Origin of the sequence: Limosilactobacillus secundus (genome assembly GCF_020784695.1) — a bacterium.
GTDB classification, from domain to species: Bacteria; Bacillota; Bacilli; order Lactobacillales; family Lactobacillaceae; genus Limosilactobacillus; species Limosilactobacillus reuteri_F.
The window spans coordinates 1-25,739 of sequence record NZ_JAJGUA010000037.1; the positions used below are offsets into that span (position 1 = coordinate 1).

Here is a 25,739-nt window from a genome sequence, read left to right on the forward strand (position 1 = left end):
GGTCATATGATGCCAGATCATGTGCACTTGTTAGTAAGTATTCCGCCGAAGCTAAGTGTATCGCAGTTTATGGGATACTTAAAAGGGAAAAGTGCATTAATGATGTTTGATCGACATGCAAACTTAAAATACAAATATGGGAACCGACATTTTTGGGCTGAAGGCTACTACGTAAGTACAGTTGGATTGAATGAATCCACGATAAAGAAGTATATCCGAGATCAAGAGAAACATGATATAGCAATGGATAAGCTAACAAGTGTGGAATATTCGGACCCTTTTAAGGGTAAGTGAAGTAGTACAAACACCGCTTAAAGCGGTGGCAAAGTAGTCAGAGCATTTTGGCTTGAGCAAAGCGAAAGCCAGCGCCTTGAGACGCCGGCTTTTATTATCGGCTTATAGCCGATGTGCAAACCACCCGTTTGACGGGTGGTTATGATTTAACTTCATAAATCCGTTGATGATCTTTTTGTCCTTTAAGAACGAAAGGTAATGGATCATTAGTAACATCAAACTCGATATCTCGATCATTCGTTCCTAATTGACTACTAAATAGTTTTTCATATTCTGCCACCGAAACCTGGTGACGATGTTTTAGTTCTGCTTGAATATTATTCATATAATGCTCGTAGCTGTCCTCTAAGATTCCTGTGTAGAATTCTCCCTCTGCACCAGAGCCATAGCTAAATAACCCAATTCGGCTTCCAGCTCTTAAGTCACTATTTTGTAACAATGACATTAATGATAAATATAATGAACCAGTGTAAAGGTTACCAACTTGGCGCGAAAACAGCTGACTTGCGGTTAATTGTGTTCGTAATCGTTGAGCTACTTCGTCATTACGATCTTTAAGCAACCCTTCTAACCCTTTCTTTCCCATTTTAGTAAACGGCATATGGAATGCAAGGGCAGCGAAATCTGCTAAATTTCGCCCAGTTAATTGCTGATAACGGGTAAAAGTTTGAAGGAAGAATTCAATATAAACATTAGTAGAATATTTTCCATCTACTAAAGCTTCTGTTGCATATAACGGCCGCCAAAAGTCCATTATATCCTTACTATAAGCAACAGTTGTATCTTCAAGGGTTAGGATGTGGGGGTTCTGGGAAATCAGCATTGCAACTGCTCCAGCTCCTTGAGTCACTTCTCCTGGAGTATTTAATCCATAACGAGCAATATCAGCAGCGATCACCAATACAGTTTCTTGGGGATTAAGCGCCACTACTCCCTTTGCAAATTGGATAGCAGCTGTCGCAGAATAACACGCCTCTTTCATTTCTACCGTTCTGACAAAGTCATTAAGCCCTAATAAGCGTTTAATGTAGATTGCACTTGCTTTTGAATTATCAATCCCTGACTCAGTTGCCACAATTACTGTTGAAATATTTTTTTCTAGTTCAGGAGTAAGCAATTTTTTCGCTGCCGTAGCTCCTAAAGTTACAATATCTTGCGTAGGCGGTACAACTGCCTGTAAATCTTGTCCAATTCCAATGGTAAATTTATTAGGATCTACGCCGCGTTCTTTTGCTAATTCAACAAGATCTAAATAATCATTTGTTGTTGCAAAAGCCATTTTGTCAATACCAATTCTCATTTCTTATCATCCTCTTGTCAAATAATTATAACTGATCCATAGTCTTATTTAGTAATTCATCGACCTTATTATTTCCAGCATTCGTTGCATGACCCTTAGTCCAATCAAAATGTAAATTAGGGAACTGAGGTAAAAGGGAAACTATTTCTTCCCATAGCTTTTGATTTGCTACCGGTTTGCCACCAGCGGTTAACCATCCTCGACGCTGCCAATTAGTTAACCAGCCTTTCATAATTGGGTCAAGTACGTAATGTGAATCCAAGATCGCTGTAACTGGTTGATCTTGAAAACCAAGTTCTAATAGTTTAGTTAGTGCTTGAATTAAAGCTGTAATCTCCATTTTATTATTAGTAGCCCCAAATTCGCCAGCAGTTCCTGTATAAGCTCGATCCTTAGTTTGAATAAAATAAGCCCATGCCGCTTTATCATCTGCCTTAACATGCTGCCCTAACTTATTGCCATGATTACGGGAGCCTCCATCAGTATAAACAAGAATATTGTTAGAATAAGCAACTGCTTTAGTCGATGTTACGGTATTTCCCGTAGCCTGAAGCCACTCATTAGCACCCTCAAGCGTTAAGAAGCTTTTAAACTTAGCATTCGGATATCCATTAACTTCCTTCTGACATTCAGCCCAAGTTTTATATATTCCCGGATGACGACCTTTTTTTACTGCATAATATTTTTTTACCATAAAAATCCCCTAATTAAATTTTAAATTACATCATATATTAGAATATCATATTAGCAAGAAATTATTTCTGCAAAATTATTAAATAGCTATTTCCTTAATTAATATTCTCTTTACGCTTGCCAAGTTTTTTGTTACAATAATAAAGTTGAAATGGAGACATACTCAAGTGGCTGAAGAGGACGGTTTCGAAAACCGTTAGGCGTGTAAAAGCGTGCAGGGGTTCAAATCCCCTTGTCTCCTTTATCTAAAGTTTTGCTGATATTCAATCGTTGTTAAAACGTTGGTATATCAGCTTTTTTATTACACAAAAAAGGACACCTATTAAGTGCCCCAATCTGTCTTGAACTAATCTTAGATTGTTTAGTTTTATTAATTAGCAATATCGTATGTAGTTTTGCCGTCTTTGGCAGTATATAACGCCTTACTAGAATCGCTTGGATTCATAATACTAATTGAATATCCTTCACCTAATGCTTTTTCTACTTGCCCTGAATTGTTTTTAATCGACTTAGTTAAGTTAGACCAGCCCATTTGTTCAGCCTGACTTGGATCTTGCGCTAAAGCTTTCAATGCTTCAACCGTATTATCATCCGTTGGTGTGATCTGGAATGTCTTACTATCTTCGTTATAGTCAACTGAACCTAATTTTGAGTAGCCCTTTTGCATTTGACGCAAAACAGCCATTGTCTTACTTTCTTGTTGTGCTTCATTTGCACTTGAATTGCCAATTGTCAACCCATTTGAAAATGATGAAAAGCTACTGGACCGCGCAACTTGTGAAGATGAAGTACTTTGGTTTGAACTAGCAGAATTATTATGATGAAAATAAGGTAAATTAATTACACCATAAACAATTGCAATAATACTCAATACAACAATGATTGTCCCGCTTTTCCATTCACGATACTGTTGCCATGAATTAGCAAGATAAAAACCACCCAAAATCAAAAATAGGGCTCCCATTATTACTAAAAAAATCATAAATTAACTGGCTCCTTTTTATCAACGTAATGTTATTGTCCCGCATTCATTTTATATATACAACTATAATTTAAAAAGAAAAAAGGCTAGTATCCCCAGCCTCCTCCTAATTAAAATTCCATTAATGCCTTCATATCGTAATCTGTAAGCTTATCGCGACCATGCAGATCTTTTAATTCGATTAAGAATGCACAGCCAACAACAATACCACCCATTTGTTCAACCATATCAATTGTTGCAGAGATTGTTCCTCCTGTAGCTAAGAGATCATCCACAACAAGAACCCGTTGTCCTGGCTTGATTGCATCGGCTTCCATTTGCAAGGTAGCTGTTCCGTATTCTAAGTCATAAGATGCACTAATTGCTTTTCGTGGCAACTTACCCTTTTTACGTGCTGGAGCAAATCCAACACCTAATTCACGAGCAATAGGACATCCAACAATAAAGCCTCGCGCTTCTGGTCCTACTACCATATCTACCTTTTTATCCTTAGCATAATCAACTAATTCGTCAGTAGCTTGCTTAAATGCAGCTCCATCAGCCATTAACGGTAAAATATCCCGAAAAATAACACCCTTTTCTGGATAATCAGGAACACTAGCTACGTATTTATAAAGGTCTAAAGCCATGAGATAAATAGTCTCCTTACTCTAAATTTAGATATTCCAATAGCCATTTAGCAACGGTTGCCGCATCATTAAAAAGCAACTGTTGTTCAACTTTATATTGTGCTAATTGTTTTTGATAACGTTTAGTTTGCGTTAAATCAGTCTTATTAGTTGGCTCATTAAACTTTAACACGTCATCTTTTATTGTAACAAATCCCGCTTCAGAAAACACTTGAATCATTAGATTTAATCGATCCATATTAATCTTTAAATGATTGCTAACTGCTTTAGCTTGCATTGGCCATTTTAATTCTTTTTGCTTATAAATAAATCGATAAAGCTGTGCAAAATCATTCCGTGTTGGAAGTCCAGCTAAATAGGCACTTTTTTGCTGATACAGTAATAAGCGAATAGTTGCTGGTTCTCCTTCATCCTCTGCAAAAATCCGTTTTAGCATTTCTTCACTAGATGGGCAGTCAACCAGCGTTACTTGTTGACCAGAAAAATCAGTCTTAATTGCTTCTTCGATCGATAAAGTATAGCCAGGAGCCACATGGGGCGCAATATTTTCTCGCAATCTTGGCTCTCTTACAATGTAATAATCTGAAGAACTAAAAAGCTGAGGAGTTAGTTTATTCGTTCGTTCATCAATAATTACCGTTCCATTAATTTGGAGATCTTCTAACATCAGTTGGACACTTTTTTTACCACGCCACTCATTAAGACTAACTTTAACGGCTAAATTAATTTGTCCGGTTGGTGCGGATAATAGCGTTGCCAAATTTCCTTGACCAAAAGCGACGACTGTTAGATTTTTCTTATCACTTACAATCGAAAATTTTAAATGCTGGTGTTCCTGTCCCATTGTTTTGACATCGACAACTTTAACGTTATTTAATTCAAAAACCGGTTCCATATTTCCTGGACCAAATGGAGCAACCCGTTGAATATCGTTATATAACTGTTGGGTAACATCAGCTGGTGCAAGTTTCATTGCGATTGGAAGAGGTTGCTTTACCGTTGGATCAAATTTTTGTTTGACCGCTTCTTCTTCCAAGGCTATTTGCAGAGGTACAATATTTTTCGAATCAAAAGAAAGACCACAAGCAGCAGGGTGCCCACCAAATGTTGTAAAAAGTTCACGATGAGCCTCCAAGGCATTGAACAGGTTAAAACTGTCAACGCTTCTACCAGATCCTTTTATTAGGGTTGGATTATTTTGATCAGTTGATGCGACAATTGTTGGCTTTCCGGTCTCATTCATAATCCGACTGGCAACAATTCCTAATACACCTTGATGCCAACCTTTCCCAACAATTAATAAGGTCCTTTTCTGCTGGTTAGCTGAGCTATTAACCTGTTTTCCTGCTTCTTTCATAATCTCAGCAACTAGGTTCTGACGTTCTTTATTAGCCTGATCTACCTCTTTAGCTAATTTTTGTGATTCATTCTCATCTAAACTCGTCAGCAGCTTAACTCCATCATTAGCATCAGCAATTCGGCCAAGCGCATTTAGCCGTGGTGCAATTCCAAATCCAATATCCTGATCAGTTAGATTATTAGCTTTAATATCAGCTAATTTCATTAAAACCGTTAATCCGGGACGCATCCCCTGCCGTAGTTGCTGAATGCCATAGGAAATTAACGCATGATTTTCATCCGTCACGTTTACTACATCAGCTATTTCACCAATTGCAACTAAGTCCAGTTCTTCAACAGGAAACTCACCAGTTAAAGCCCAGGCCACCTTAAAGGCAACACCAACGCCTGACAAATCAGGAAAAGGATAATTACTACCAGGATAGCGAGGGTGAACGATCGCAACAGCATTAGGCAAGTCAGCAGGCAACTCATGGTGGTCAGTAATTACAACATCTACTCCTGCTGCCATTACCTTATCGATAACATTTTTTCCGCTAACGCCATTATCCACCGTGATAAAAAGCTGGGTACCATTATCAATAAGGCGTTGGTAAGCGTCCATGTTAGGCCCATATCCATCTGTAAACCGATTTGGAACATAATAATTAACATTAGCACCGACGGATAATAAGGTTTCATACATTAAAGATGTACTAGTAATTCCATCAGCATCATAATCACCATAAATAGTAATTTGTTCTTGCTTTTCAACTGCCTGCTCAATTCGCTCAACTGCTTTATCCACATCATGCAATAAGGTTGGATCATGAATCTCTTCCATCGATGGTTCAAAGAATTTTTTTGCTTGTTCGGTTGAATCGATTCCTTGCTGAGCTAATAAGGTTGCTAATATTCTAGAAATGCCTAACTCTTTTTCAAGATTATCAACAGTTGCTGAGGAAGCATTATCGGCAAGTTCCCACTTAAATTTTGCATCAATCATTTAAAATTAACCACCATTTCAACGCCAAAATTAAACAAGAGGCTGGGATAAACTCAGTCTCTTTTATTTTGCCCCTTTCATTTTTTGAACGGAACTGCTAAATTCTGCAATTTCTCGAAAATAAGGGAGCATGTTATAAGTTCTTCTTATCTTGTTGGAAATCAAAAAATTTCTTAATTGCCCAGTCACCTAAACCGGGAATAACTTGGTAAGCCCAGCCAAGATAAGCCACATATCCTGGAACATTAATTTCCCTTGTCTTATACCCGACATTATTCCAAATTCGTCGAGCTAAGTCTTCAGGAGAGATAAACATCCATTTTGGCAAATGTGCCCGATATGTATAATCATTATCCGCTTTATCAAAGAAAGGCGTATCAATTGGACCAGGATTGACTGTCAAGACTTGGACACCATAATCAGCAACTTCCATTCGTAAAACGTTATCAAACTGGATTACCCCAGCCTTCGTTGCTGAATATACAGCGCTATTTGGTGTAGGCAATTTACCAGCTAATGAACCCATATTAATAATGGCCCCATACCCTTGATCCATCATTTGTTTAGCTACACACCGACTAATATACATTAAAGCTAAGAGGTTTGTATGTACCATTTTTTCCATTGAGCGGTAAGATTCCTTAACGACGGGAATAAAGTCACCAAGCCCAGCAGAATTAATTAATACATCGATTCCTCCTACTTCATGTTGAACCTTCGAAAGCACATCATCAATCTGATCAGGGTCGGTAACATCCAACTGATAAGCAAATGCTGGCCGCCCTGATAAAATTAAACATTTTTTGGCTACCTCTTGTAACTTCTCAAGATTACGAGAAGCAACAACAACGATTGCACCACGACGAGCTGCCTCAAAAGCCAGCTCTTTGCCGATTCCACTGGAACCGCCAGTAATTAATACAACTTCATTTCGCAGAAAACGTAACGTCTTTACTCTTCTCAGCATCTTTTGCCATCTCTTTTCATTTTTTGAACGGAATATCAATCACATCAAAATCATTAACAACTCGAGTATCAGGAATAATATTACGAACTTGATATGCCAATTGATAAGCTGCTTTACCGGTGTAGCGTGCTGAAATATGATTTAACAATAATTTTTTAACACCAGCTTTTTTCGCAATTTCAGCTGCTTGTTTGCTAGTTGAATGATAATAATTACGTGCCATCTTCGTCTCATCTTTAGCAAAAGTACTTTCATGCACTAATACATCCGCGTTTTGCGCCAACAAAATTGCATTCTTTGTTTGTCTAGTATCGCCTAAAATTGCAATAATACGCCCAGGTTGAGGGGTACCAATAAAGTCATGACCATTTAGTACTCTGCCATCTGGAAGAGTAACCGTTTTCCCAGCTTTTAGTTGACCGTAAATTGGCCCAGATGGTACTTTTTGTTCTCGTAATTTTTCAACCTGTAATTCTCCCGGATGATCTGCTTCTTCAATTCGGTATCCAAAACAAGCAATTTTATGATCTAACTTTCGTGCAATCACTTTGAAGCCATGATCATTAAATAGTTCCCCGTCATCTGTTATTTCAACAAAATGCAAAGGATAACTGAGGCGTGACTCACTTACTTGCAAAGAAGTCTGAACATATCGCTTTATTCCTAATGGTCCATAGATAGTTAATGGCTCGGTTCCTCCTTGAAAAGAGCGGGAACTTAGTAAACCGGGTAAACCAAAGATATGATCGCCATGCAAATGAGTAATAAAGATTTTTTCTATCTTTCGCGGCCTAATTGTCGTATTGAGAATTTGATGTTGGGTAGCTTCCCCCACATCAAATAGCCAAATTGCATTTCGTTCTTCTAACAACCGTAATGCAACACTCGCTACATTACGTTGCTTACTTGGGGAACCAGCGCCTGTTCCTAAAAATTCAAGTTGCATTTATATTTTTCCTACCTTTGTTACGTATAATTTTATTGAATAAATTCAAAAACAAATTTTTCAATTCTTACAAGATCGCCATCTTGCACACCTTTAGCTCTTAATGCATCATCAACTCCCATATGGCGAAGTTGACGTGCAAAGCGTAATTGGCTTTCTTCATGAGTTAAATCAGTCATCTTAAATAACCGAATAAGTTTTTCACCACCTAATACCCAGGTACCGTCTTCATCCTTGGTAATGGTAAAGTCCGCTTCATCCTTCTTGTCAGGAGCAGCAGCACGATATTCAACGACTAATTCTTTGTCATGACTCTCACTATCAAACGCTGGCGTCTTATCTAAGAGATCAGCAGTTAATTGCATTAATTGTTGGACACCTTGATGAGTAACCGCTGAAATCGGGAAAATTTCTGGCTGCTTTTCCAAAGTCTTATCCGCTGTCAAATCAGCCTTAAAAGTAGCTAAGTTATCGGCAGAATTTGGCAAGTCCATCTTCGTCGCAACTACAATTTGTGGTCGCTTTAACAGCTCAGGATCGTAATTGGCAAGCTCCTTATTAATTTGCCGGTAACGTTCAATTGCTTGATGAGGATCTTCACTGCTCATATCAACCAGGTGAAGAAGAACGCGTGTACGTTCAATGTGCCGTAAGAACTTCAAGCCAAGACCCACACCCTTCGATGCTCCCTCAATTAAACCAGGCATATCGGCCATTGCAAAGTCACGACCATCCGGTAACATTACCATTCCGAGATTAGGGGTTAATGTCGTAAATTCATAAGCAGCAATTTTAGGTTTAGCACCGGTTACGACTGATAATAAAGTTGACTTTCCAACAGACGGGAAACCAATTAATCCGACATCAGCAAGCATCTTTAATTCTAATTCTAAGTAATGGTCTTCTCCTGGTTCACCATTTTCAGCAATTTCAGGAGCAGGGTTTTTAGCACTAGCAAAGTGAATGTTGCCGCGACCACCACGGCCACCTTTAGCCACTACTAATTCTTGGTCTTTTTCAACAAGATCACCAATAATCTCACCGGTATCAAGATCCCTAACGGTAGTGCCTTGGGGAACAGCAATAATTGTATCTTCTGCACTTGGACCAGTCATCTGTTTACTCATCCCATTGCCACCATTTTTAGCTTTAAAAATTCGATGATAGCGGAAATCCATTAAAGTCCGTAATCCTTCATCAACTTTTAAAATGATGCTACCACCACGGCCACCATCGCCACCAGCTGGGCCACCATTAGGAACATATTTTTCACGACGAAATGCCACCATTCCATCGCCACCCTTACCTGCATGTACTTCAATTTTTATTTGATCAACAAACATATTCATAATGATTGTCTCCGTTCTTTAGTATATTATTTAGTATATTTAAAATTTACAAGCCTGTCAAAAATCAATCATGGCTACTACCCTTAGCCACCTCAGCATTTTTCTGCAATGAAACCTTGATTAACTGGGCAGTAGGTCGATTAATTCCTAGCGAATGGATTTCATCAACTGATGCTTGAGCAATTTTGGTAATTGATCCATATTTTTTAAGTAATTTCGTCCGAGTCCGCGGTCCCACTCCCTTAATTTCATCCAAACGCGAACTCAACGAATGCTTGGTATGAACGCGCCGGTGGAAAGTAATCGCAAACCGGTGAACCTCATCTTGAATGCGTTGAACTAAGTAAAAGCCTTGGCTACGTGGATTCAAATTAATATGGTGATCATCATCCCCGAACAATAAATCAGCAGTTTGGTGTTTATCATTCTTTACCATCCCTATTACAGGAATATCGAGACCAAGTTCATTCTCTAAAATATCTTTGGCCGCATCCATCTGAATTTCGCCACCATCCATAAAAATCATATCCGGCATTGGCTTGTTTTCTTTTAAGAGACGCGAATACCTCCGCCGAATAACTTCACGGGTACTGGCAGCTTCGTCAGCATGATTAATCACCGTTTTCAATTTATACTTACGGTAAAAATTTTTAGCCGGTTCGCCATTAACAAATACAACCATTGCACTAACAGGGTCAGCCCCTTGAATATGCGAATGATCAAATGCTTCAATCCGGTGACCTTCTGGAAGTCCAAGGGCATCCGTAATCTCTTTCATCGCACCAGTAGTCTTACTTTGATCCATCTCAAGCAGTCGAAATTTTTCATCTAAAGACAACTGAGCATTTTCATGTGCCATTGCTAAAAGGTCCCGTTTTTCACCACGAACAGGTGTCCTAACCGGTACTCCTAGTATTTCACTTATTTCCTTATTGGGGAGACCTTTGGGAAGGAGAATTTCGTGAGGTAAAATATTATTGCGACGATTATAAAATTGGAGAATAAAGCTAGTCATTTCTTCGACTGCTGTATCCACGATTGGAAATAGGCGTTTTTCTCGTTTCATTAACCGCGCTTGCCGGATAAAGAAAATTTGAATAGAAAGCCACCCTTTATCCATATAGAAATTAAATAAATCACGAGGGGTCTTATCATTTGAAATAATCTTTTGTTTTTCAACCGTCACTTCAATATAGTGAAGCTGGTCGCGAATTTCAGCCGCTCGTTCAAACTCCATATTTTCCGCTGCTCGTTGCATCTTTTTGGTTAACTGTTGCTTAACTGTCGCTGTATTGCCGTTTAAAAATGACTTAATTTTCTTAATTTGCTCTTCGTAGTCACTCTTAGGAACTTCTTTAAAACAAGCTCCTAAACACTGCCCCATATGATAATACAAACATGGACGGCCTTGATACCCATTACAGCGGCGCAATGGGTAGACCTTTTGAATAAAATGCATTGTCTCTTCTGCAGCATAGACATTAGGATAGGGGCCAAAATAATATCCCCCGTCTTTTTTTATTTTACTAACGATCTTAATTTGCGGATCCCGCTCATTTGTTATTTTTATGTAGGGATAACCAGTTCCCTTTTTTAATTTAATGTTGAAATAAGGTTGATGTTTTTGAATCAGCGTTATTTCAAGTAAGAATGACTCTTTATTAGTCGAAGTCACAATGGTTTCAAAGTCTGCAACTTCCGAAACCATTTTAGCTACTTTACCGGTGTGACTACTTTTAAAGTAAGAGCGAACCCGATTTTTTAAATTTTTAGCTTTACCAACATAAATTATCTGATCATTAATGTTTTTCATCAGGTAGCAACCTGGCTTATCAGGTAACAATGCTAGTTTATGTTCTAAATGTTCACTGGCCATCGCAAAATCCCTCCGAAAAATTATCTAACAATATATTATATCTGAAAAATCATCATTAAGGCAAAGAAAGTGTTTAGAAATAATTGTACATTTAGCAAAATTTATGCTAGCATTTTGTCAAATGTAAAAAAGGAGCTAAAAAAATGGGATTAGTTACTAGAAGAAGCGAACAGCTTGATAAATTATTTGATCAATTTGCGGTTGACCCTAAAAAACCAAAAGCAACTAAAAAAAATGACGATAAAAAAGAAAAAGATAGCAAAGATAAAGAAAAGAAATAATACAAGGGAGGCTGAGAGAAAACTTTTGTTTTCTCTCAGCCTCCACTACTTTTATGAACAATAGAAAGATAACGTGGAAAATAACCACAAGGCTCGAGTCTAAGTACGAACGACAATCAGCCCGTGCCGTGCTAATCATCGTTCTAACTTAGCCAACCGCCTTGTCGAGGAGGTTATTTCCCACTCTCTATTTTTTAATCTTGCTTTTTAAAACCAGTCGGATAGCGCTGATTTAACTCCTCAATATTTGCTTTGGCAACCTCTTCAAATGGAATATCGGCCCATTCTGCAATTTGAGATAAATACCATAAGACATCACCCATTTCGTGGATTAGTTCCTTACGATCTAATTTTCGACTACGAAAAGTATAGTTTTTTACTAAATCAACGACTTGTCCTGACTCACCAGCTAATCCTAATGCACAATTTGTTAAAACTTGTTCATTCCCATATAAGGTTCGTTTTGCTGCATTTTGGTATTCATTAAAATCCAACTTAGTTCTTCCCCATTCGCTCTTCAATCCACTGCCAAACATCATTTTTACCCTTTTTCTCTGTAGCTGAAAATAGAATAATCGGTGTTGCATTCTCAACAGCAAGGGTCTTTTTGATAAGACTTAGTTGTCGATTCCATGCACTCCGTTTTACCTTATCAATCTTCGTCCCTACGATTAGTGTTGGAATATTATAATATTGTAACCAATTATACATATTTACATCATCAGGGGTTGGTTCATGCCGTGCATCAACCAATTGAATAACTCCGCGCAATTGTTCACGTTGGGTTAAGTATTGTTCAATCATTTTTCCAAATCGTTCTCGCTCTTTTTTCGAGACTTTAGCATACCCATATCCTGGAACATCGACAAAATATACCTTATCTTCAACGTCATAGAAATTTAATGTCTGAGTTTTGCCTGGCTGGCTAGACGTATGAGCAAAATTGCGACGATTGATTAGGACGTTTGTCAACGATGACTTCCCAACATTTGAACGACCAACTAAAGCAATTTCTGGAATATTTGTTTTAGGATATTGTTCATCACTTACGGCACTGATTGTTAAATCTACATTGTGAACTTCCATTTGCTTACCTCATTTCATTAAGAAGCTTTCTCATCCTTTAAAACATAACGAGGTTCTGTATGTTGCGTTACACATCGTTTATCAATAATTACCTTTTCTACATCTTTACGACTTGGCAAGTCAAACATTACATCCCGCATCACATCTTCAATAATCGAACGGAGACCACGAGCACCTGTATTCCGCTTAATTGCTAGTTGTGCCATTGCTCGTAATGCACCATCGGTAAATGTCAACTTACTTCCATCAAGGCGGATTAACTCTTGATATTGCTTAACTAACGCATTCTTTGGCTCAGTAAGGATTCGAACAAGATCGTCTTCATCAAGTTTTTCAAGAGCAGTCATCACAGGTAATCGTCCAATAAATTCTGGAATTAGGCCAAACTTAAGAAGGTCTTCTGGGATAACATGTTGCAAAATATTTTTATCCGTAACCTCTTCAGCTTCTCGTGAGTCTGTTCCAAATCCAATTGTCTTATCACCGAGTCGTTCCTTAACAATTGTTTCGATTCCATCAAAGGCTCCTCCAACAATAAAGAGGATATTCTTTGTATCGACTTGGATAAATTCTTGCTGTGGATGCTTACGTCCTCCCTGAGGTGGTACATTAGCAATTGTTCCTTCAAGAATCTTTAAAAGAGCTTGTTGAACCCCTTCTCCAGAAACATCACGCGTAATTGATACATTTTCACTCTTCTTTGCAATTTTATCAATTTCGTCAATGTAAATGATTCCTTTTTCAGCACGTTCTACATCAAAGTCAGCAGCCTGAAGTAATTTAAGGATAATATTCTCAACGTCTTCACCAACGTATCCAGCTTCAGTTAAAGTTGTAGCATCTGCAATTGCAAACGGAACATTTAGAATTCGAGCAAGTGATTGGGCAAGATAGGTCTTCCCAGAACCAGTTGGACCAATTACAGCAATATTACTCTTTTGAAGTTCTGTATCATTATTATCGCCACTCATCATTGCATTAACCCGCTTATAGTGGTTATAAACAGCAACTGCTAATGTTTTTTTAGCATCACCTTGACCGATTACATAGTCATCCAGTTCGTTAACAATCTCTCCTGGAGTTGGCACACGGAAAGCTTTTTTAGCTTCATCTTCTGCTAATTCCTGATCAATAATTTGTTTACAAAGGTCAACACATTCGTTACAAATATAGACGCCAGGACCAGCAACAATTTTTTTCACTTCATCTTGGGACTTTCCACAAAATGAACAGTGAACTGAATCCATACCAGTGGTATCTTCAAACATAAATGAACCTCCTCTAAGACTTATTAAAACATCATAACAAAATTACTGTTTAATTTCGACTAAATTACTCAGTAAATTATTTTCTACTTTATCTTACTAATATTTGATTAAAATAGCGAGGCTGGAAGAAAACTACTGTTTTCTTCCAGCCTCATTGATTAGTAATTATTTAACAAATTACTTGTCAGACTTTTCGTCATCCTTAACTTGCTTTGCTGAATCGGCAACTAAGTCAACAGCCTTACGGATCTTAATATCATGCATTAACATGTCTTTAGATAATGCCTTCTTGACAGCATCTTCTTCCATACCGTATTGCTTTGCAAGGTCAGAAATTTCTTTAGCAATTTCTTCATCAGTAGCATCTAAGTTAGCATCGTCAACAATTGCTTCTAAGACAAGGTTAGTCTTTACACGTTGAGCAGCATCATTAGCAAATTGCTTCTTCAAATCTTCTTCCTTTGTACCAGTAATTTGGAAGTACATTTGAGGACTGATACCTTGTTGTTGCATTCCTGCTAAATATTGTTGCATTTGACGATTAGTGTCATCATCTAACATTGCTTGTGGAATATCTTGGATTTCTGCATTGGCAACAGCCTTATTGATAGCAGCATCTTCAATAGCAGCCTTAGCTTGGTTATCCTTTTCTTCTTGAAGTTGCTTCTTAGTCTTTTCCTTTAATTCAGCTAAAGTATCAACATCTTCGTCAACATCCTTAGCGAAATCATCGTCAAGTTCTGGTAATTGCTTTTCCTTGATTTCGTGAATCTTAACCTTGAAAAGTGCATCCTTGCCAGCAAGATTCTTAGCGTGGTAATCTTCTGGGAAGGTAACATTTACATCAACATCTTCATCAGCGTTGTGACCGATTAATTGATCTTCAAAACCTGGAATAAATGAGCCTGAACCTAATTCTAGTGAGTAGTTTTCAGCTGAGCCGCCATCAAATTCTTCACCGTCAACACTACCCTTGTAATCAATAACAACAGTGTCACCCTTTTCGGCTGGCTTATCTTCTTTTAATACAAGTTCAGCTTGTTGTTGACGCTTAGTTTCAAGTGCATTATCAACATCAGCATCAGTAACAGTGGTGTCTTGAGCAGGAACTTCCATACCCTTGTATTCACCTAATTTAACTTCTGGCATAACCTCAACTTCAGCAGTTAATACCCATGGTTGACCCTTTTCCATACTCTTAATATCAATCTTAGGTTGATCTACAGGTTGAATGTTAGTTTCCTTTACTGCTTCGTTATATGCATCAGGTAATACCTTGTTTAAGGCATCCTGGTATAATGATTCTTCACCGTACATTTGGTTAAAGATTTGACGTGGGACACGACCCTTCCGGAAGCCCGGAACAGTGATCTTTTTACGAGTCTCAACGAAAGCTTCGTCAATTCCCTTGTTAATAGTGTCGACATCAATTTCAAATGTCAATGTACCTTTGCTGGCATCGCTATCGCGTTCCCATTTTGCTGACATTTTATTTCCTCCAATAACAAATCAATTTGACTAATTAATATTTATAATTAGTCTTTACATACTATATTAGTTTACCGTAGGAGACCAGTAATTGCAACTTATTGACGGCTGATCCCCAAGTTATTTTCAAATATTTTTGTTAAAGAAAAAAGACTTGGGTTTCCCCAAGCCTTTTAGCACATCTGTACTCAAAAATTAGTCTAAGATGTCGGATACAACACCGGCACCAACAGTGTGTCCACCTTCACGAATAGTGAACTTAAGACCCTTTTCAAGAGCAACTGGCTTTTGTAAGTTAACAGTGAATGTAACGTTATCACCAGGCATAACCATTTCTACACCATCTGGTAATTCGATAGTACCAGTAACATCAGTTGTGTGGAAGTAGAATTGTGGACGGTAGTTTGAGAAGAATGGAGTGTGACGTCCCCCTTCTTCCTTAGTCATAACGTAAACTTCACCCTTGAAGTTCTTGTGAGTTTGGATTGAACCTGGTTCAGCCAAAACTTGACCACGTTGGATTTGGTCATGGGAAATACCACGAAGAAGTACACCAACGTTATCCCCAGCTTCACCAAGATCAAGAGTCTTGTGGAACATTTCCAAACCAGTAACAGTTGACTTAAGAACATCTTCAGTTAAACCAACGATTTCAACTTCGTCACCGACTTTAACAGTACCACGGTCAATACGACCAGAAGCAACAGTACCACGACCAGTGATAGTAAATACGTCTTCGACAGGCATCATGAATGGCTTGTCAGTAGGACGCTTTGGAGTTGGGATGTAGTCATCAATAACATCCATTAAGTGAAGGATAACTTTTTCTTGTTCTGGGTCACCTTCAAGTGCCTTAAGAGCAGATCCACGAACAACTGGAACATCGTCACCAGGGAAATCGTATTCGCTAAGTAAGTCACGAACTTCCATTTCAACTAAGTCAACTAATTCGTCATCGTCAACTAAGTCAGTCTTGTTTAAGAATACAACGATGTATTGAACACCAACCTGACGAGCAAGAAGAATGTGTTCACGAGTTTGTGGCATAGGACCATCAGTAGCAGCAACAACAAGGATAGCACCATCCATTTGTGCAGCACCAGTGATCATGTTCTTAACGTAGTCAGCGTGTCCAGGGGCATCGATGTGTGCGTAGTGACGCTTTTCAGTTTCGTATTCAACGTGGGCAGTGTTGATAGTGATACCACGTTCCTTTTCTTCTGGAGCAGCATCGATATCAGCGTAATCTTCTGCCTTTGCTAAACCTTTGGCTGCCAATACCTTTGTAATAGCAGCAGTTAAAGTAGTCTTCCCGTGGTCAACGTGGCCAATAGTACCAATGTTAACGTGGGGTTTTGTACGTTCATAATGTTCTTTTTCAGCCATTAATGAAAACCTCCTGATAATTTACAAGTATAATGCCAGATCATTTAATTCAATGACTGGCATACCCTTATACATATTGTACAACTTCTTTTCGCCAATTGAAAGCTTTAATCTTAGGCTCTGAAGAAGAATTCTTAAATATAATATCAACTATCTGTTCATTTGTAAATGTATTTGACTAATGTTTTTCTATTAATTCGTCAATCTGCTTACCTAGTCGTTCCTGCCATGTACTAGAAACTGTATTGGTTGCGACTTTCTTCCCTTCTATTCTAGCGATTAAAATATCTGTCCATTCATCAATGTCTTTAATAATCTGATTAATTCGCGGATACAAAAACATTACCTGTAATTGAAATTCTTGAATTGCCAGCTTTTCTGTCTGTGGGTTTTGATTTCCACACTTTTCTGTAATTAATCTCTTACCTTCGCTAACGATTGGTAATAAATTTAAAGGCTGAATATCGGCTGGCACAACTGTATATTCTTTCTTATCTAGCCAATAAACAGTAACTGGATCTGCAACTTGTAACTTACTAAGCAGTTCAACCAAACTAGACTTTACCAGCGGATGAGTGTAAGGATCACGAAGCAGGAACTTAGCGCCTGTAATAAATTCATTTAAAGGAAGCTTAAAAGCTGCCTGCAGCCTACTTTGTTGCTCCTCAAGGGAGTGATCTCCTAAATGATAAAAGTCACGCAACCGTGTTTGTAATGTCTCTTGGTACTCTTGACGAGATTTTTCCTCACCTATCGTAACAATTGTTAGCAAATCTTCCTGCCATTGCGAAAGACTACCAATCACCTGTCTCGCTAAAATAAACAATTCATTTTGACACAAAATTTTAATGGCAATTTGAGCATCCGACAAGCTATCAAACATTACTTCTAAATACTCAAACAAGTAAGTACAAGCCCTGGTATATTGTTGAGAATGATACAGAACGATGATCGTCAATCGACCAATTTCTGAATCATCGACCTCATTTATAAGATCTTCCAGAATATCACTAGCTTCTTGCCATTTTTCTTCAGCAATTAATTTTTGAGCCTGGAGATATTGATCTTGTTGGGTTTCATTCATTTTTATCACCCTTTTTATTTTATTTACAATCGTTCATTAAAGGATAGAGGCTGGGAGAAAAACGAAAGTTTTCTCCCAGCCTCCCTTCACATTACTTATATTAAACGGCTACTTCTTTTCTTTTGCCACTCGTTTTTTACCACGACCACGATGATGTTCTTTCGTTGAACGCGACTTCGCAGATTTCTCTTCCTTCTTTTCAACATTGTTTTTAATCTTTTTTTGATGTTGATTGATCTCCATAATAACTGGCAAAATAACTGGATGCCGTTTAGTTTGATCAAACAAGAATCGATTTAATTTATCACGAACATCTTGTTTCAAGTGACTCCAATCAAATTCCTTTTGATCTAGATTTTCTTGAACAATCTTTTCAACTAAGTCAGCACTCTGTTGCATTAGTTGACGGTTAGTCTTTACAAATACGAATCCTCGCGACGTAATTTGTGGTCGAGCAACGATCTTTTTCTTTTTCCGATCAATAGTTGCCACCACAACAAAAATCCCATCCTCTGACAGGACACGTCGATCTCGTAAAACAATATTACCGATATCACCGACACCTGTTCCGTCAATCATAGTATTACTTACATCAATATGTTCTCCAACATGGAATTTACCATTTTTGTAAGTCAGAACATCACCCTTATTAACGAGGAAGATATTTTCTTTTGGAACTCCTACTTCTTCTGCTAATTCTGCATGACGATCTAACAGACGATATTCACCTTGAATTGGAATGAAGAACTTTGGTTTCATGAAGTTCAACATTAATTGTTCATCATTTTGGTTAGCATGCCCAGAAGGATTCAAATCATCAGAAATAAACTTAACTTCTGCTCCCGTACGATAAATCATATCTTTTGTCTTTTGTACTTCAGTCTCCTGCGCATAAGAAGGAGTAGTAGTAACAAAGACAAGATCGGTACTCGTTAACTGCAAATTAGGATTATCACCGTTTGCAATTTGCTGTAATGACTTAATCGGTTCACCCATTTTACCAGTTTCCAAAATAACAACTTGGTTTGGTTCGAGTTTTTCTGCTTCCTTGCGGCTAATGAATAAGTCATCTGGTAAGTGCAGCTTTCCCAAAGACATTGCTGTATCGATAATTTGTTCAATATCTTTACCAGATAAAATAATCTTTCGACCAACGGCAACAGCAGCATTGATAATCTGCTGTACACGCATAATATTCGAAGCTACACTAGCAACAATAATCCGACCATTTTGATATTTAAAGGTTTCTTTAATATAGTCTCCAATATCTTGCTCACGAGCAGACGCACCCGTAATGCCGGCACCAGCAGAATCACTTAAAAGCGCTAATACACCTTGTGATCCAATTTCTGCTAAACGAGCAAGGTCTGTTTGATAACCCTTTTTAGCTGTCTGATCGAATTTAAAATCACCAGTGTAAACAATATTTCCTGCTTTAGTTTCTAAAACAACCCCTAAAGTTTCAGGAATAGTATGGGTCGTCTGGAAGAATGAAACTGTAACATCATTAAAATCAATTGCTGTTGCAGCATCAACAACATGGAAATCATTAAACTTCTTAACTTCCTTATGGTTTTTAACTGCTAGCTTCGCTAAGGCAATTGTCATCTCGCTTCCAAATACTGGAACATTAAAGTCCATCAAGAAATACGGGAGTGCTCCAATTGAATCTGCATGTCCATGTGTTAAGAATACCCCAACTATCTTGTCTTTATGTTCACGAAGATATTCCCAGTCAGGAATAACAACATCGATTCCCATTAATTCATTTTCCGGATACTTTAACCCCGTATCCAAAATGAAAATTTGGTCTTCAATCTCAACGGCGTACATATTTTTACCATTTTCGCGTACACCACCAAAAGGAATAATTTTAATATTATTATCCATTGATTTGGCTCCTTTAATATTTAGTTTTGAACCCCTTATCGATTACAATGTGTAACGATAAGAATTTTATATCGTTCATTATAGTTATAAATATCTTACCACAATCAGTGAAAATAATGGAGTAAAAACAAAAAACACCTTGCCTCCAAGTAAAAGGCAAAGTGCTTTGATAATAAAATATTACCGACGTAAACCTAACTTTTGGATAAGTTCACGGTAAGCAGGTAAATCAGTCCGACGTAAGTAAGCTAATAAGTTACGACGGTGACCAATCTTCTTCATTAACCCACGTTGTGAATGGTAATCGTGCTTGTGAGTACGAAGGTGATCGTTCAATTCGTTGATGTCAGCAGTTAAAACAGCAACTTGAACTTGAGTAGAACCAGTATCTCCTTCGTGAGTTGCGAATTCCTTAATAATTTGATCTTTACGTTCTTTTGAAATAGCCATGCTATTTTCCCACCTTTCAATATTAATGCGCCTAAGATCTAAGTATAACGTCGGTGAGGATCGTTAAACTGAGAAGAGGCAATTAATTACTTGTTTGAAGTAACCTATACAAATATACATAAAATTTACTAATGTTGCAACTATTTCTGTGAAATTTTGACTTGATTGTCGTTAGCTATTGCATTGATCGCTAGTCTTTTGTATAATGACAAATGTTGAAAATTCTGGTCAACTGAAAATCGGGTAACGGAGGTGAAACTCATGCCAATTATCAAATCAGCAATTGAACGTGTTCGTACTAGTGAAAAAGCTGAAGCACGTAACGCTTCACAATTAAGTCAAATGCGAACTGCTATTAAGAAGTTCGATAAGGCAAAGCTTGCTGGCGCAGATAACCTTGACGACTTATACAAGGCTGCTATCTCAGCAATTGACCGTGCCCACTCTAAGGGCCTTATCAAGGCTAACAAGGCTGCGCGTGACAAGTCACGTCTCTCAGCACGTTACGCTAAGTAATGAAAAAGCAACTATTAAGTTAGTTGCTTTTTTATTTTTAACTTTTCACAAAAAGGAGAGTGGAAATTAACCTTCTTGACAAGGCGGTGGGCTAAGGAGAGAAGGCACGGGCTGATTATCGTTCGGACTTAGCCTCGAGCCTTGTGGTTAATTTCCACGATATCTCAAATAAAGTTCGTATAAATAAAAGAGGCTTTTGAAAAAATGAAGTTGTTTTTTCAAAAGTCTCCTTTTTGTATCTCATGCCCCTTTGCTCTGCTGAGAATACTGTAACATAAATAACTGAAATAAAAGCGATGGATCGCGCTGTGTCGTTTTTAACGATTGTTCAATACGAATTAAACCCAAATAGGCATTCTCTAACGCCTGCATTGAAAAATCACGTGCAGTCTTTAATCCCAATTTAATCCGATAAGGATGGACATTAAGTTGACTTGCTAGACTTCCTTGGGTAAGGCCACGTTTGCTTAATACTTTTATTTGAATCAATAATCGAAACTGTCCCACTAGCACCGCATTAATCCTTAACGGTGGTTGCTGACCTGCTAATAGCTGTTGATAGAGATCTAAGGCCTTTATTTGATTATGCTTAAGGACCGCAGTGACTAAATCAAAGACATTTTCATCTAATGATTGTGGAACTAAAGCAGCTACCATGCTTTGATCAATCTTTTTCTCACGATAAGCTAAAATCTTTAATTTAGTTAAACTTGCATCCATCAGCCCATAATCCGCGTTAGTCCGTTGAACCAACTCATCCAAAGCGGCTTCTGATATTTCAAAACCAGCAGTTGATAATTGAGTTCTCACTCTTTGACGAGCTGCTCGTTCATCAAGCGGACTAGCATCAACTAAAACCGCTGTCTTCTTTAATTGCTTTACAATCCCCTTTCGTCCATCAAGCTTTTCATAAGGGGCCGCAAAAACTAAAATTGTGGACGGTTCAGGGTGTTCAAGATACTTTTTTAAGCTGTCCAAATCATGTTCAACTTTTGAATGTCTTTTTTCACCAGTTAAGAAGAACGGTTTATTGATAATAACCAATCGTCGTTCACCAAAAAATGGAGTTGCCATCGCATCATCCAAAGCAACTGCCAATGGCGTGGCTTCCATATCATATCGACCAACATTCATGACCTGTTCATTCTCTGGAATAAGGCTTGTAAAGGCAGCAATTGCCTGCTGTTGAAGAACCTGTTGTTTCCCTAAAATTAAATATACCATTGCTGGGGTTTTAGTTTTTAATTGTGTAGATAATTGGGCAATGTCCAACTTGTCTCATCTCCCCTCAATGTTGTTTTTATTTTTCCATTTTGACCATGGTATACATATTGTATCATTCCAAATTGCTGCGTTGATAAGTAATTAATATTTAATTTTTGAAAATTTTTTATTGTTATTTCATCAGGATGATGATACCTATTAAATCGTCCAGCTGAAATTATCACATACTTAGGAGCAACTGTCTGCAAAAATGAATAACTACTAGCAGTTTTACTGCCATGGTGACCAACTTTTAAGATATCTGACTTTAGTTGCGGATACTTTTGAATAACTTTTTCTTCATTTTCCTGATCCAAATCCCCCGTAAAAAGAAATTTTTTCCCGCCAAATGTCCCAGCTAGCACTAAAGAATCTTCATTTTTCCCTTCTCCCGGAACAAAAGGATGTAAAATTTGCAATGGAAATGATGGTAACTTAACATTATCAGTCACCGGAATTATCGCTGGCGATGTCTTTTCAGCAGTCCTTACTTTATTAAGAAGTGCTGGTTGTTTTTCCATCCCCGCTGGTACAATCAGCCTTTTCACTGCCATATTATCCAAAATCGTTGTTACATAGCCGATATGATCTGCATCATGATGAGTTAAACAAATGTTATCAATTTGCCTAATACCTTTACTTTTCAAATAATTAATGGTTATTCGTTGAGCATCATCTTGAGAATGCTTTGAAGTCGCCCAATTCGGCTTTTTAAAATTTAATTTACCTCCTGTATCAATCATTGTTACTCGGCGATTAAAAGGTTCTCTAATAATTATTGAGTCCCCCTGTCCAATATCAATAAAAGTAACCTCACCATTAAATGGAAAATGAATTATCCCTCCAGTAATTACATACAACAAGGCTAATATTTTCCATGATTTTAAAGATGTATCTTGAGAAATAACAAATAAAGATGCCGCAAATAATAGAAGGGCCAAAATTAACGGTGGCTTCCCAAAATGAATCATTCCTGGAAAATCAGATAACCAATTTAAAATATATTGAAAGCATTTTAAACCAGCATTAATTAGATACGTGAGTGGTTCAAAAAGCTTAAAACTAAGTGCCCCAACCAAGACCGCTGGAAAAACAACTGTCGAAAATAGCGGAATTATTAAATAACTAACCCCAAAGCTTAAAAGATGAACTTCATATACATAACTCAATAACGAAGGCAAACTAATTAAATTCAATAATAAAGACTGTTTAAAACCACGTACTGATTCTGGAAGAACTTGAAGAATAAAAGAAAGCAAATAGCTTAATTGACCACCTAATGTAAGCAATAGCAACGGATCAATAACCAATCCAATTAATAAGCTCAGTGCCCACCCATCAAGACGGTCCAAATTTAAATATCGATGAAGAAGGCCAAGTTCAGCCATAATGGTTGCTCTTATCAAGCTTGTTGCTCCACCACCAATGAGAAGATAAAACGGTAAAATAATAATTAAAAATAAATCAATCGATTCTTTACGCCACCACAAATGAACCAATAGTCGCCGTAATAAATCAGTGAAAAGTATGATATGCATTCCGGAAATGCAAAAAAGATGGAGCAGGCCAAGTCTTTTGATACTTACCATTAATTCAACCGAATCCTCATTACTACTACCAATTATTAATTGTTGGCAATACGCACTAAGAGGAGGCGGTAAAGTTTCAAAGTAGAGGCTGAGTCGTTTTCTTAATGTATGACACCAGCCAACTATTCCTCTTTTTTGCCTAACCATTTGCTCTACCCGGTTAATTTGAACTTGATTACAGATCCGGCGATGGTGGTTATAAGTTAAGTTATCAAATTGATTTTCATTTGTGCGGGGAATAATCGGTTTTAACTGCCCATTAATAAGCCATATCGAGGGTGTTGTAAGCTTATCAATATTTTTTAGCATCTGGGGTGACTTAAACGACATCGTTATTGCTTCACGTTGTCCAGTTTGAATGTCGATCGCAGTTCCTGTCATAAAATTTCCATTGAATTTTAATTCATCAGGGTAAACTAATATTCTTTGGGTAACTTCCATTTGCTTATCTGCCGTAATAGTTGCCCAATTTTTTTGTAAACTGTAACACAAAATTGCCATCAATAAACATGTCAGCACTCCAATTCCAAGTACTATTGGCCTTTTTAATACGGCAATTCGGTAAAATATAGCAATTAAAAGAAAAATTAACCAATATGAACTAAAGAAACTAACTGCTACTAAACTTGCAATTAGCGCGGGGAAAAACCAAAAGTGTTGGATAATCTATTTTTGATCTGGGTTGATATACTGGTCCAGATCGACCTCTTCTAAAATATCACTATCTAATTTAATCTGATGAAGCGCAACATTTTTTAGTTTAAGTAATTTCATGGCGTAATCATCATTGTGATAATTACGGATATAATTTATCTCCTTAATTCCAGTCTGCAACAAACTTTTGGTACATTGTAAACAAGGGAAATCCGTTACATAAATACTTGCCCCATCAGCAGAAATACCAAACTTAGCACACTGCAGCAAAGCATTCATTTCTGCATGAATAGTTCGTACACAATGTCCATCACGTAAATAGCAGCCTTCATCAATACAATGTGCATCGCCAGCGACTGAGCCATTGTACCCACCAGCAATTATCCGCTTATCACGAACTAAAACTGCACCTACTGAAAGGCGGTTGCAGGTACTCCGCGACGCCAGTAAGGCTGCTTGAATCATAAAATACTGGTCCCAATCAATTCTCGGTTTCATATTATTTCACTCCTCTATATTTGAAATATAGTATAGCAAATATCTTCATCAAAAAAATAAAAACTAGATAGATAGGTGATCTTTTAGTTTAGCAACAGTTTTTTCGCCAAAGCCATTTATTTCTTTAAGTTCGTCAATGCTCTTAAACTGACCGTGTTCTTGTCGGTATTGTAATATCAAGTCTGCCTTTTTATCACCAATTCCTGTAATTTGGCATAGTTGTTCTTTGGTAGCCGTATTTAGATTTATCTTTGCAGAATTATCACTGCCATTTTCATTATTAGCCGCTGATGGTTCTGTACTGCTGGAAGCTACCGGCGTTTCGCCTTGAAGCGGAATATAGACCATTTGCTGGTCCGTTAATTGTTTAGCAAGATTCACTTGGCGCAAGTCTGCATTGGGTAGTGGTCCACCTGCCGCTTTCAAGGCTTCGTTCACACGATCATCTGCTTTCAACTCATAAACTCCTGGCATTTTTACGGCACCCTTTATATCAATTGCAACGGTCCTTTTCATCGTAGTGGTAGAAGTTAAACTGCTTCCTGTTTCGCTACTTGTTAAAACCGCATTAGTATTTGAAATCAAAGCGTCGTTATTGTTTTTATTAAGCATCCAATATCCCCCAACTACTGCAGCAATCACTATCATCAGCACCTGTACGCGATATTTTATCCATAATTCTGATAATTGCTGCATGTTTCTCACCTCCCTATAAATATAAATACGTAAAAAAATCCATTTTGCATTAAAAAAGCAAGAGACCTATTGTTTTTGTCTCTTGCTTTTTAATTAATGTCTTTAGGCCTGGTTGAGTGCGCGAGCAGAGCGAGTGCACGAAACAAAAAACCACCTGCTATGCGGGTGGGCGATAAAAATTATATAAAAAGGCCTCTTTTGCCTTAAGAT

24 protein-coding genes and 1 tRNA gene are annotated in these 25,739 nt (G+C 37.7%); 4 read left to right on the plus strand and 21 right to left on the minus strand.

Annotated features, from left to right (window positions below; genetic code table 11):
* Positions 1 to 294, plus strand: a 294-nt coding sequence (gene tnpA, locus LMB57_RS06645) for an IS200/IS605 family transposase (RefSeq protein ID WP_229278044.1), incomplete at its 5' end; no start/stop codon positions are given.
* Positions 295 to 433: 139 nt separating this feature from the next.
* On the opposite strand, the gene LMB57_RS06650 is transcribed toward tnpA, so the two are convergent.
* A complete protein-coding gene (locus tag LMB57_RS06650; protein ID WP_229271801.1) occupies positions 434 to 1,594 on the minus strand; it encodes a hydroxymethylglutaryl-CoA synthase in 1,161 nt (386 codons plus the stop codon).
* A 25-nt stretch (positions 1,595 to 1,619) separates the two neighbouring features.
* Positions 1,620 to 2,288, minus strand: a complete 669-nt coding sequence (locus LMB57_RS06655; protein ID WP_229271802.1) for a ribonuclease H family protein — start codon at positions 2,286 to 2,288, stop codon at positions 1,620 to 1,622.
* A gap of 152 nt (positions 2,289 to 2,440) precedes the next feature.
* Between LMB57_RS06655 and LMB57_RS06660 the strand changes: the two genes are divergently transcribed.
* Positions 2,441 to 2,528 (plus strand) — tRNA-Ser (locus LMB57_RS06660).
* A gap of 129 nt (positions 2,529 to 2,657) precedes the next feature.
* Here the strand turns inward: LMB57_RS06660 and LMB57_RS06665 are convergent.
* From LMB57_RS06665 to uvrC, 7 genes are all read right to left on the minus strand, one after another.
* On the minus strand, positions 2,658 to 3,269 hold the full coding sequence (locus LMB57_RS06665; protein WP_229271803.1) for a DUF308 domain-containing protein: 612 nt from the start codon (positions 3,267 to 3,269) through the stop codon (positions 2,658 to 2,660).
* A 110-nt stretch (positions 3,270 to 3,379) separates the two neighbouring features.
* Positions 3,380 to 3,898, minus strand: coding sequence for an adenine phosphoribosyltransferase (locus tag LMB57_RS06670; protein ID WP_229271804.1), 519 nt, complete (start codon positions 3,896 to 3,898; stop codon positions 3,380 to 3,382).
* Positions 3,899 to 3,914: 16 nt separating this feature from the next.
* Entirely contained in the window at positions 3,915 to 6,242 is a 2,328-nt protein-coding gene (gene recJ / locus LMB57_RS06675) for a single-stranded-DNA-specific exonuclease RecJ (protein ID WP_229271805.1), read from the minus strand.
* Between the two features lie 133 nt (positions 6,243 to 6,375).
* Complete coding sequence (locus LMB57_RS06680) at positions 6,376 to 7,209, minus strand: SDR family NAD(P)-dependent oxidoreductase (protein ID WP_029507544.1); 834 nt, start codon at positions 7,207 to 7,209, stop codon at positions 6,376 to 6,378.
* Between the two features lie 16 nt (positions 7,210 to 7,225).
* Positions 7,226 to 8,155, minus strand: a complete 930-nt coding sequence (gene rnz / locus LMB57_RS06685; RefSeq protein ID WP_229271806.1) for a ribonuclease Z — start codon at positions 8,153 to 8,155, stop codon at positions 7,226 to 7,228.
* Between the two features lie 32 nt (positions 8,156 to 8,187).
* A complete protein-coding gene (obgE, locus tag LMB57_RS06690) occupies positions 8,188 to 9,504 on the minus strand; it encodes a GTPase ObgE (RefSeq protein WP_229271807.1) in 1,317 nt (438 codons plus the stop codon).
* A 64-nt stretch (positions 9,505 to 9,568) separates the two neighbouring features.
* A complete protein-coding gene (gene uvrC / locus LMB57_RS06695) occupies positions 9,569 to 11,380 on the minus strand; it encodes an excinuclease ABC subunit UvrC (protein WP_229271808.1) in 1,812 nt (603 codons plus the stop codon).
* Positions 11,381 to 11,523: 143 nt separating this feature from the next.
* Between uvrC and LMB57_RS06700 the strand changes: the two genes are divergently transcribed.
* Positions 11,524 to 11,661, plus strand: coding sequence for an SPJ_0845 family protein (locus tag LMB57_RS06700; protein ID WP_162859759.1), 138 nt, complete (start codon positions 11,524 to 11,526; stop codon positions 11,659 to 11,661).
* Between the two features lie 194 nt (positions 11,662 to 11,855).
* Here the strand turns inward: LMB57_RS06700 and LMB57_RS06705 are convergent, their stop codons facing one another.
* The 8 genes from LMB57_RS06705 to rpsO form a co-directional block, all read right to left on the minus strand.
* Positions 11,856 to 12,155: a nucleoside triphosphate pyrophosphohydrolase family protein gene (locus LMB57_RS06705; protein ID WP_003674350.1), complete on the minus strand. Its 300-nt coding sequence runs from the start codon at positions 12,153 to 12,155 to the stop codon at positions 11,856 to 11,858.
* A gap of 1 nt (position 12,156) precedes the next feature.
* Positions 12,157 to 12,747 carry a ribosome biogenesis GTP-binding protein YihA/YsxC gene (gene yihA, locus LMB57_RS06710; protein WP_229271809.1) on the minus strand — a complete coding sequence of 197 codons (591 nt, stop codon included), beginning with the start codon at positions 12,745 to 12,747 and terminating at the stop codon, positions 12,157 to 12,159.
* Positions 12,748 to 12,764: 17 nt separating this feature from the next.
* Entirely contained in the window at positions 12,765 to 14,015 is a 1,251-nt protein-coding gene (gene clpX / locus LMB57_RS06715; RefSeq protein WP_003671194.1) for an ATP-dependent Clp protease ATP-binding subunit ClpX, read from the minus strand.
* A gap of 177 nt (positions 14,016 to 14,192) precedes the next feature.
* A complete protein-coding gene (tig, locus tag LMB57_RS06720; RefSeq protein WP_229271810.1) occupies positions 14,193 to 15,503 on the minus strand; it encodes a trigger factor in 1,311 nt (436 codons plus the stop codon).
* Between the two features lie 195 nt (positions 15,504 to 15,698).
* On the minus strand, positions 15,699 to 16,889 hold the full coding sequence (tuf, locus tag LMB57_RS06725) for an elongation factor Tu (protein WP_003666836.1): 1,191 nt from the start codon (positions 16,887 to 16,889) through the stop codon (positions 15,699 to 15,701).
* 178 nt (positions 16,890 to 17,067) lie between these two features.
* Positions 17,068 to 17,973 carry a hypothetical protein gene (locus tag LMB57_RS06730; protein WP_229271811.1) on the minus strand — a complete coding sequence of 302 codons (906 nt, stop codon included), beginning with the start codon at positions 17,971 to 17,973 and terminating at the stop codon, positions 17,068 to 17,070.
* A gap of 108 nt (positions 17,974 to 18,081) precedes the next feature.
* Entirely contained in the window at positions 18,082 to 19,863 is a 1,782-nt protein-coding gene (locus LMB57_RS06735) for a ribonuclease J (RefSeq protein ID WP_229271812.1), read from the minus strand.
* Positions 19,864 to 20,043: 180 nt separating this feature from the next.
* On the minus strand, positions 20,044 to 20,313 hold the full coding sequence (gene rpsO / locus LMB57_RS06740) for a 30S ribosomal protein S15 (RefSeq protein WP_003666833.1): 270 nt from the start codon (positions 20,311 to 20,313) through the stop codon (positions 20,044 to 20,046).
* A gap of 261 nt (positions 20,314 to 20,574) precedes the next feature.
* Here rpsO and rpsT point away from each other — a divergent pair, with 261 nt between their 5' ends.
* The gene (rpsT, locus tag LMB57_RS06745; RefSeq protein ID WP_003666832.1) at positions 20,575 to 20,829 is read left to right on the plus strand and encodes a 30S ribosomal protein S20; all 255 of its coding nucleotides are present in this window, start codon (positions 20,575 to 20,577) and stop codon (positions 20,827 to 20,829) included.
* Between the two features lie 240 nt (positions 20,830 to 21,069).
* Here rpsT and holA read toward each other — a convergent pair whose 3' ends face one another.
* From holA to LMB57_RS06765, 4 genes are all read right to left on the minus strand, one after another.
* The gene (holA, locus tag LMB57_RS06750) at positions 21,070 to 22,101 is read right to left on the minus strand and encodes a DNA polymerase III subunit delta (RefSeq protein WP_229271813.1); all 1,032 of its coding nucleotides are present in this window, start codon (positions 22,099 to 22,101) and stop codon (positions 21,070 to 21,072) included.
* Positions 22,071 to 24,182 (minus strand): DNA internalization-related competence protein ComEC/Rec2, encoded by a 2,112-nt coding sequence (locus LMB57_RS06755; RefSeq protein WP_229271815.1) that lies wholly within the window; start codon positions 24,180 to 24,182, stop codon positions 22,071 to 22,073. The genes holA and LMB57_RS06755 overlap by 31 nt, the downstream gene beginning before the upstream one ends.
* Positions 24,183 to 24,347: 165 nt before the next feature.
* Entirely contained in the window at positions 24,348 to 24,833 is a 486-nt protein-coding gene (locus LMB57_RS06760) for a ComE operon protein 2 (RefSeq protein ID WP_003666825.1), read from the minus strand.
* Positions 24,834 to 24,896: 63 nt separating this feature from the next.
* Complete coding sequence (locus LMB57_RS06765; protein ID WP_229271814.1) at positions 24,897 to 25,529, minus strand: helix-hairpin-helix domain-containing protein; 633 nt, start codon at positions 25,527 to 25,529, stop codon at positions 24,897 to 24,899.
* Between the last annotated feature and the right edge of the window lie 210 nt (positions 25,530 to 25,739).

Excerpts from the sequence above, each read along its gene's own strand:
- LMB57_RS06650 (WP_229271801.1), bottom strand. The coding sequence starts at position 1,594 with ATGAGAATTGGTATTGACAAAATGGCTTTTGCAACAACAAATGATTAT.
- LMB57_RS06655 (WP_229271802.1), bottom strand. The coding sequence starts at position 2,288 with ATGGTAAAAAAATATTATGCAGTAAAAAAAGGTCGTCATCCGGGAATA.
- LMB57_RS06665 (WP_229271803.1), bottom strand. The coding sequence starts at position 3,269 with ATGATTTTTTTAGTAATAATGGGAGCCCTATTTTTGATTTTGGGTGGT.
- LMB57_RS06670 (WP_229271804.1), bottom strand. The coding sequence starts at position 3,898 with ATGGCTTTAGACCTTTATAAATACGTAGCTAGTGTTCCTGATTATCCA.
- recJ (WP_229271805.1), bottom strand. The coding sequence starts at position 6,242 with ATGATTGATGCAAAATTTAAGTGGGAACTTGCCGATAATGCTTCCTCA.
- LMB57_RS06680 (WP_029507544.1), bottom strand. The coding sequence starts at position 7,209 with ATGCTGAGAAGAGTAAAGACGTTACGTTTTCTGCGAAATGAAGTTGTA.
- rnz (WP_229271806.1), bottom strand. The coding sequence starts at position 8,155 with ATGCAACTTGAATTTTTAGGAACAGGCGCTGGTTCCCCAAGTAAGCAA.
- obgE (WP_229271807.1), bottom strand. The coding sequence starts at position 9,504 with ATGAATATGTTTGTTGATCAAATAAAAATTGAAGTACATGCAGGTAAG.
- uvrC (WP_229271808.1), bottom strand. The coding sequence starts at position 11,380 with ATGGCCAGTGAACATTTAGAACATAAACTAGCATTGTTACCTGATAAG.
- LMB57_RS06700 (WP_162859759.1), top strand. The coding sequence starts at position 11,524 with ATGGGATTAGTTACTAGAAGAAGCGAACAGCTTGATAAATTATTTGAT.
- yihA (WP_229271809.1), bottom strand. The coding sequence starts at position 12,747 with ATGGAAGTTCACAATGTAGATTTAACAATCAGTGCCGTAAGTGATGAA.
- clpX (WP_003671194.1), bottom strand. The coding sequence starts at position 14,015 with ATGTTTGAAGATACCACTGGTATGGATTCAGTTCACTGTTCATTTTGT.
- tig (WP_229271810.1), bottom strand. The coding sequence starts at position 15,503 with ATGTCAGCAAAATGGGAACGCGATAGCGATGCCAGCAAAGGTACATTG.
- tuf (WP_003666836.1), bottom strand. The coding sequence starts at position 16,889 with ATGGCTGAAAAAGAACATTATGAACGTACAAAACCCCACGTTAACATT.
- LMB57_RS06730 (WP_229271811.1), bottom strand. The coding sequence starts at position 17,973 with ATGAATGAAACCCAACAAGATCAATATCTCCAGGCTCAAAAATTAATT.
- LMB57_RS06735 (WP_229271812.1), bottom strand. The coding sequence starts at position 19,863 with ATGGATAATAATATTAAAATTATTCCTTTTGGTGGTGTACGCGAAAAT.
- rpsO (WP_003666833.1), bottom strand. The coding sequence starts at position 20,313 with ATGGCTATTTCAAAAGAACGTAAAGATCAAATTATTAAGGAATTCGCA.
- rpsT (WP_003666832.1), top strand. The coding sequence starts at position 20,575 with ATGCCAATTATCAAATCAGCAATTGAACGTGTTCGTACTAGTGAAAAA.
- LMB57_RS06755 (WP_229271815.1), bottom strand. The coding sequence starts at position 24,182 with ATGGCAATTTTGTGTTACAGTTTACAAAAAAATTGGGCAACTATTACG.
- LMB57_RS06760 (WP_003666825.1), bottom strand. The coding sequence starts at position 24,833 with ATGAAACCGAGAATTGATTGGGACCAGTATTTTATGATTCAAGCAGCC.
- LMB57_RS06765 (WP_229271814.1), bottom strand. The coding sequence starts at position 25,529 with ATGCAGCAATTATCAGAATTATGGATAAAATATCGCGTACAGGTGCTG.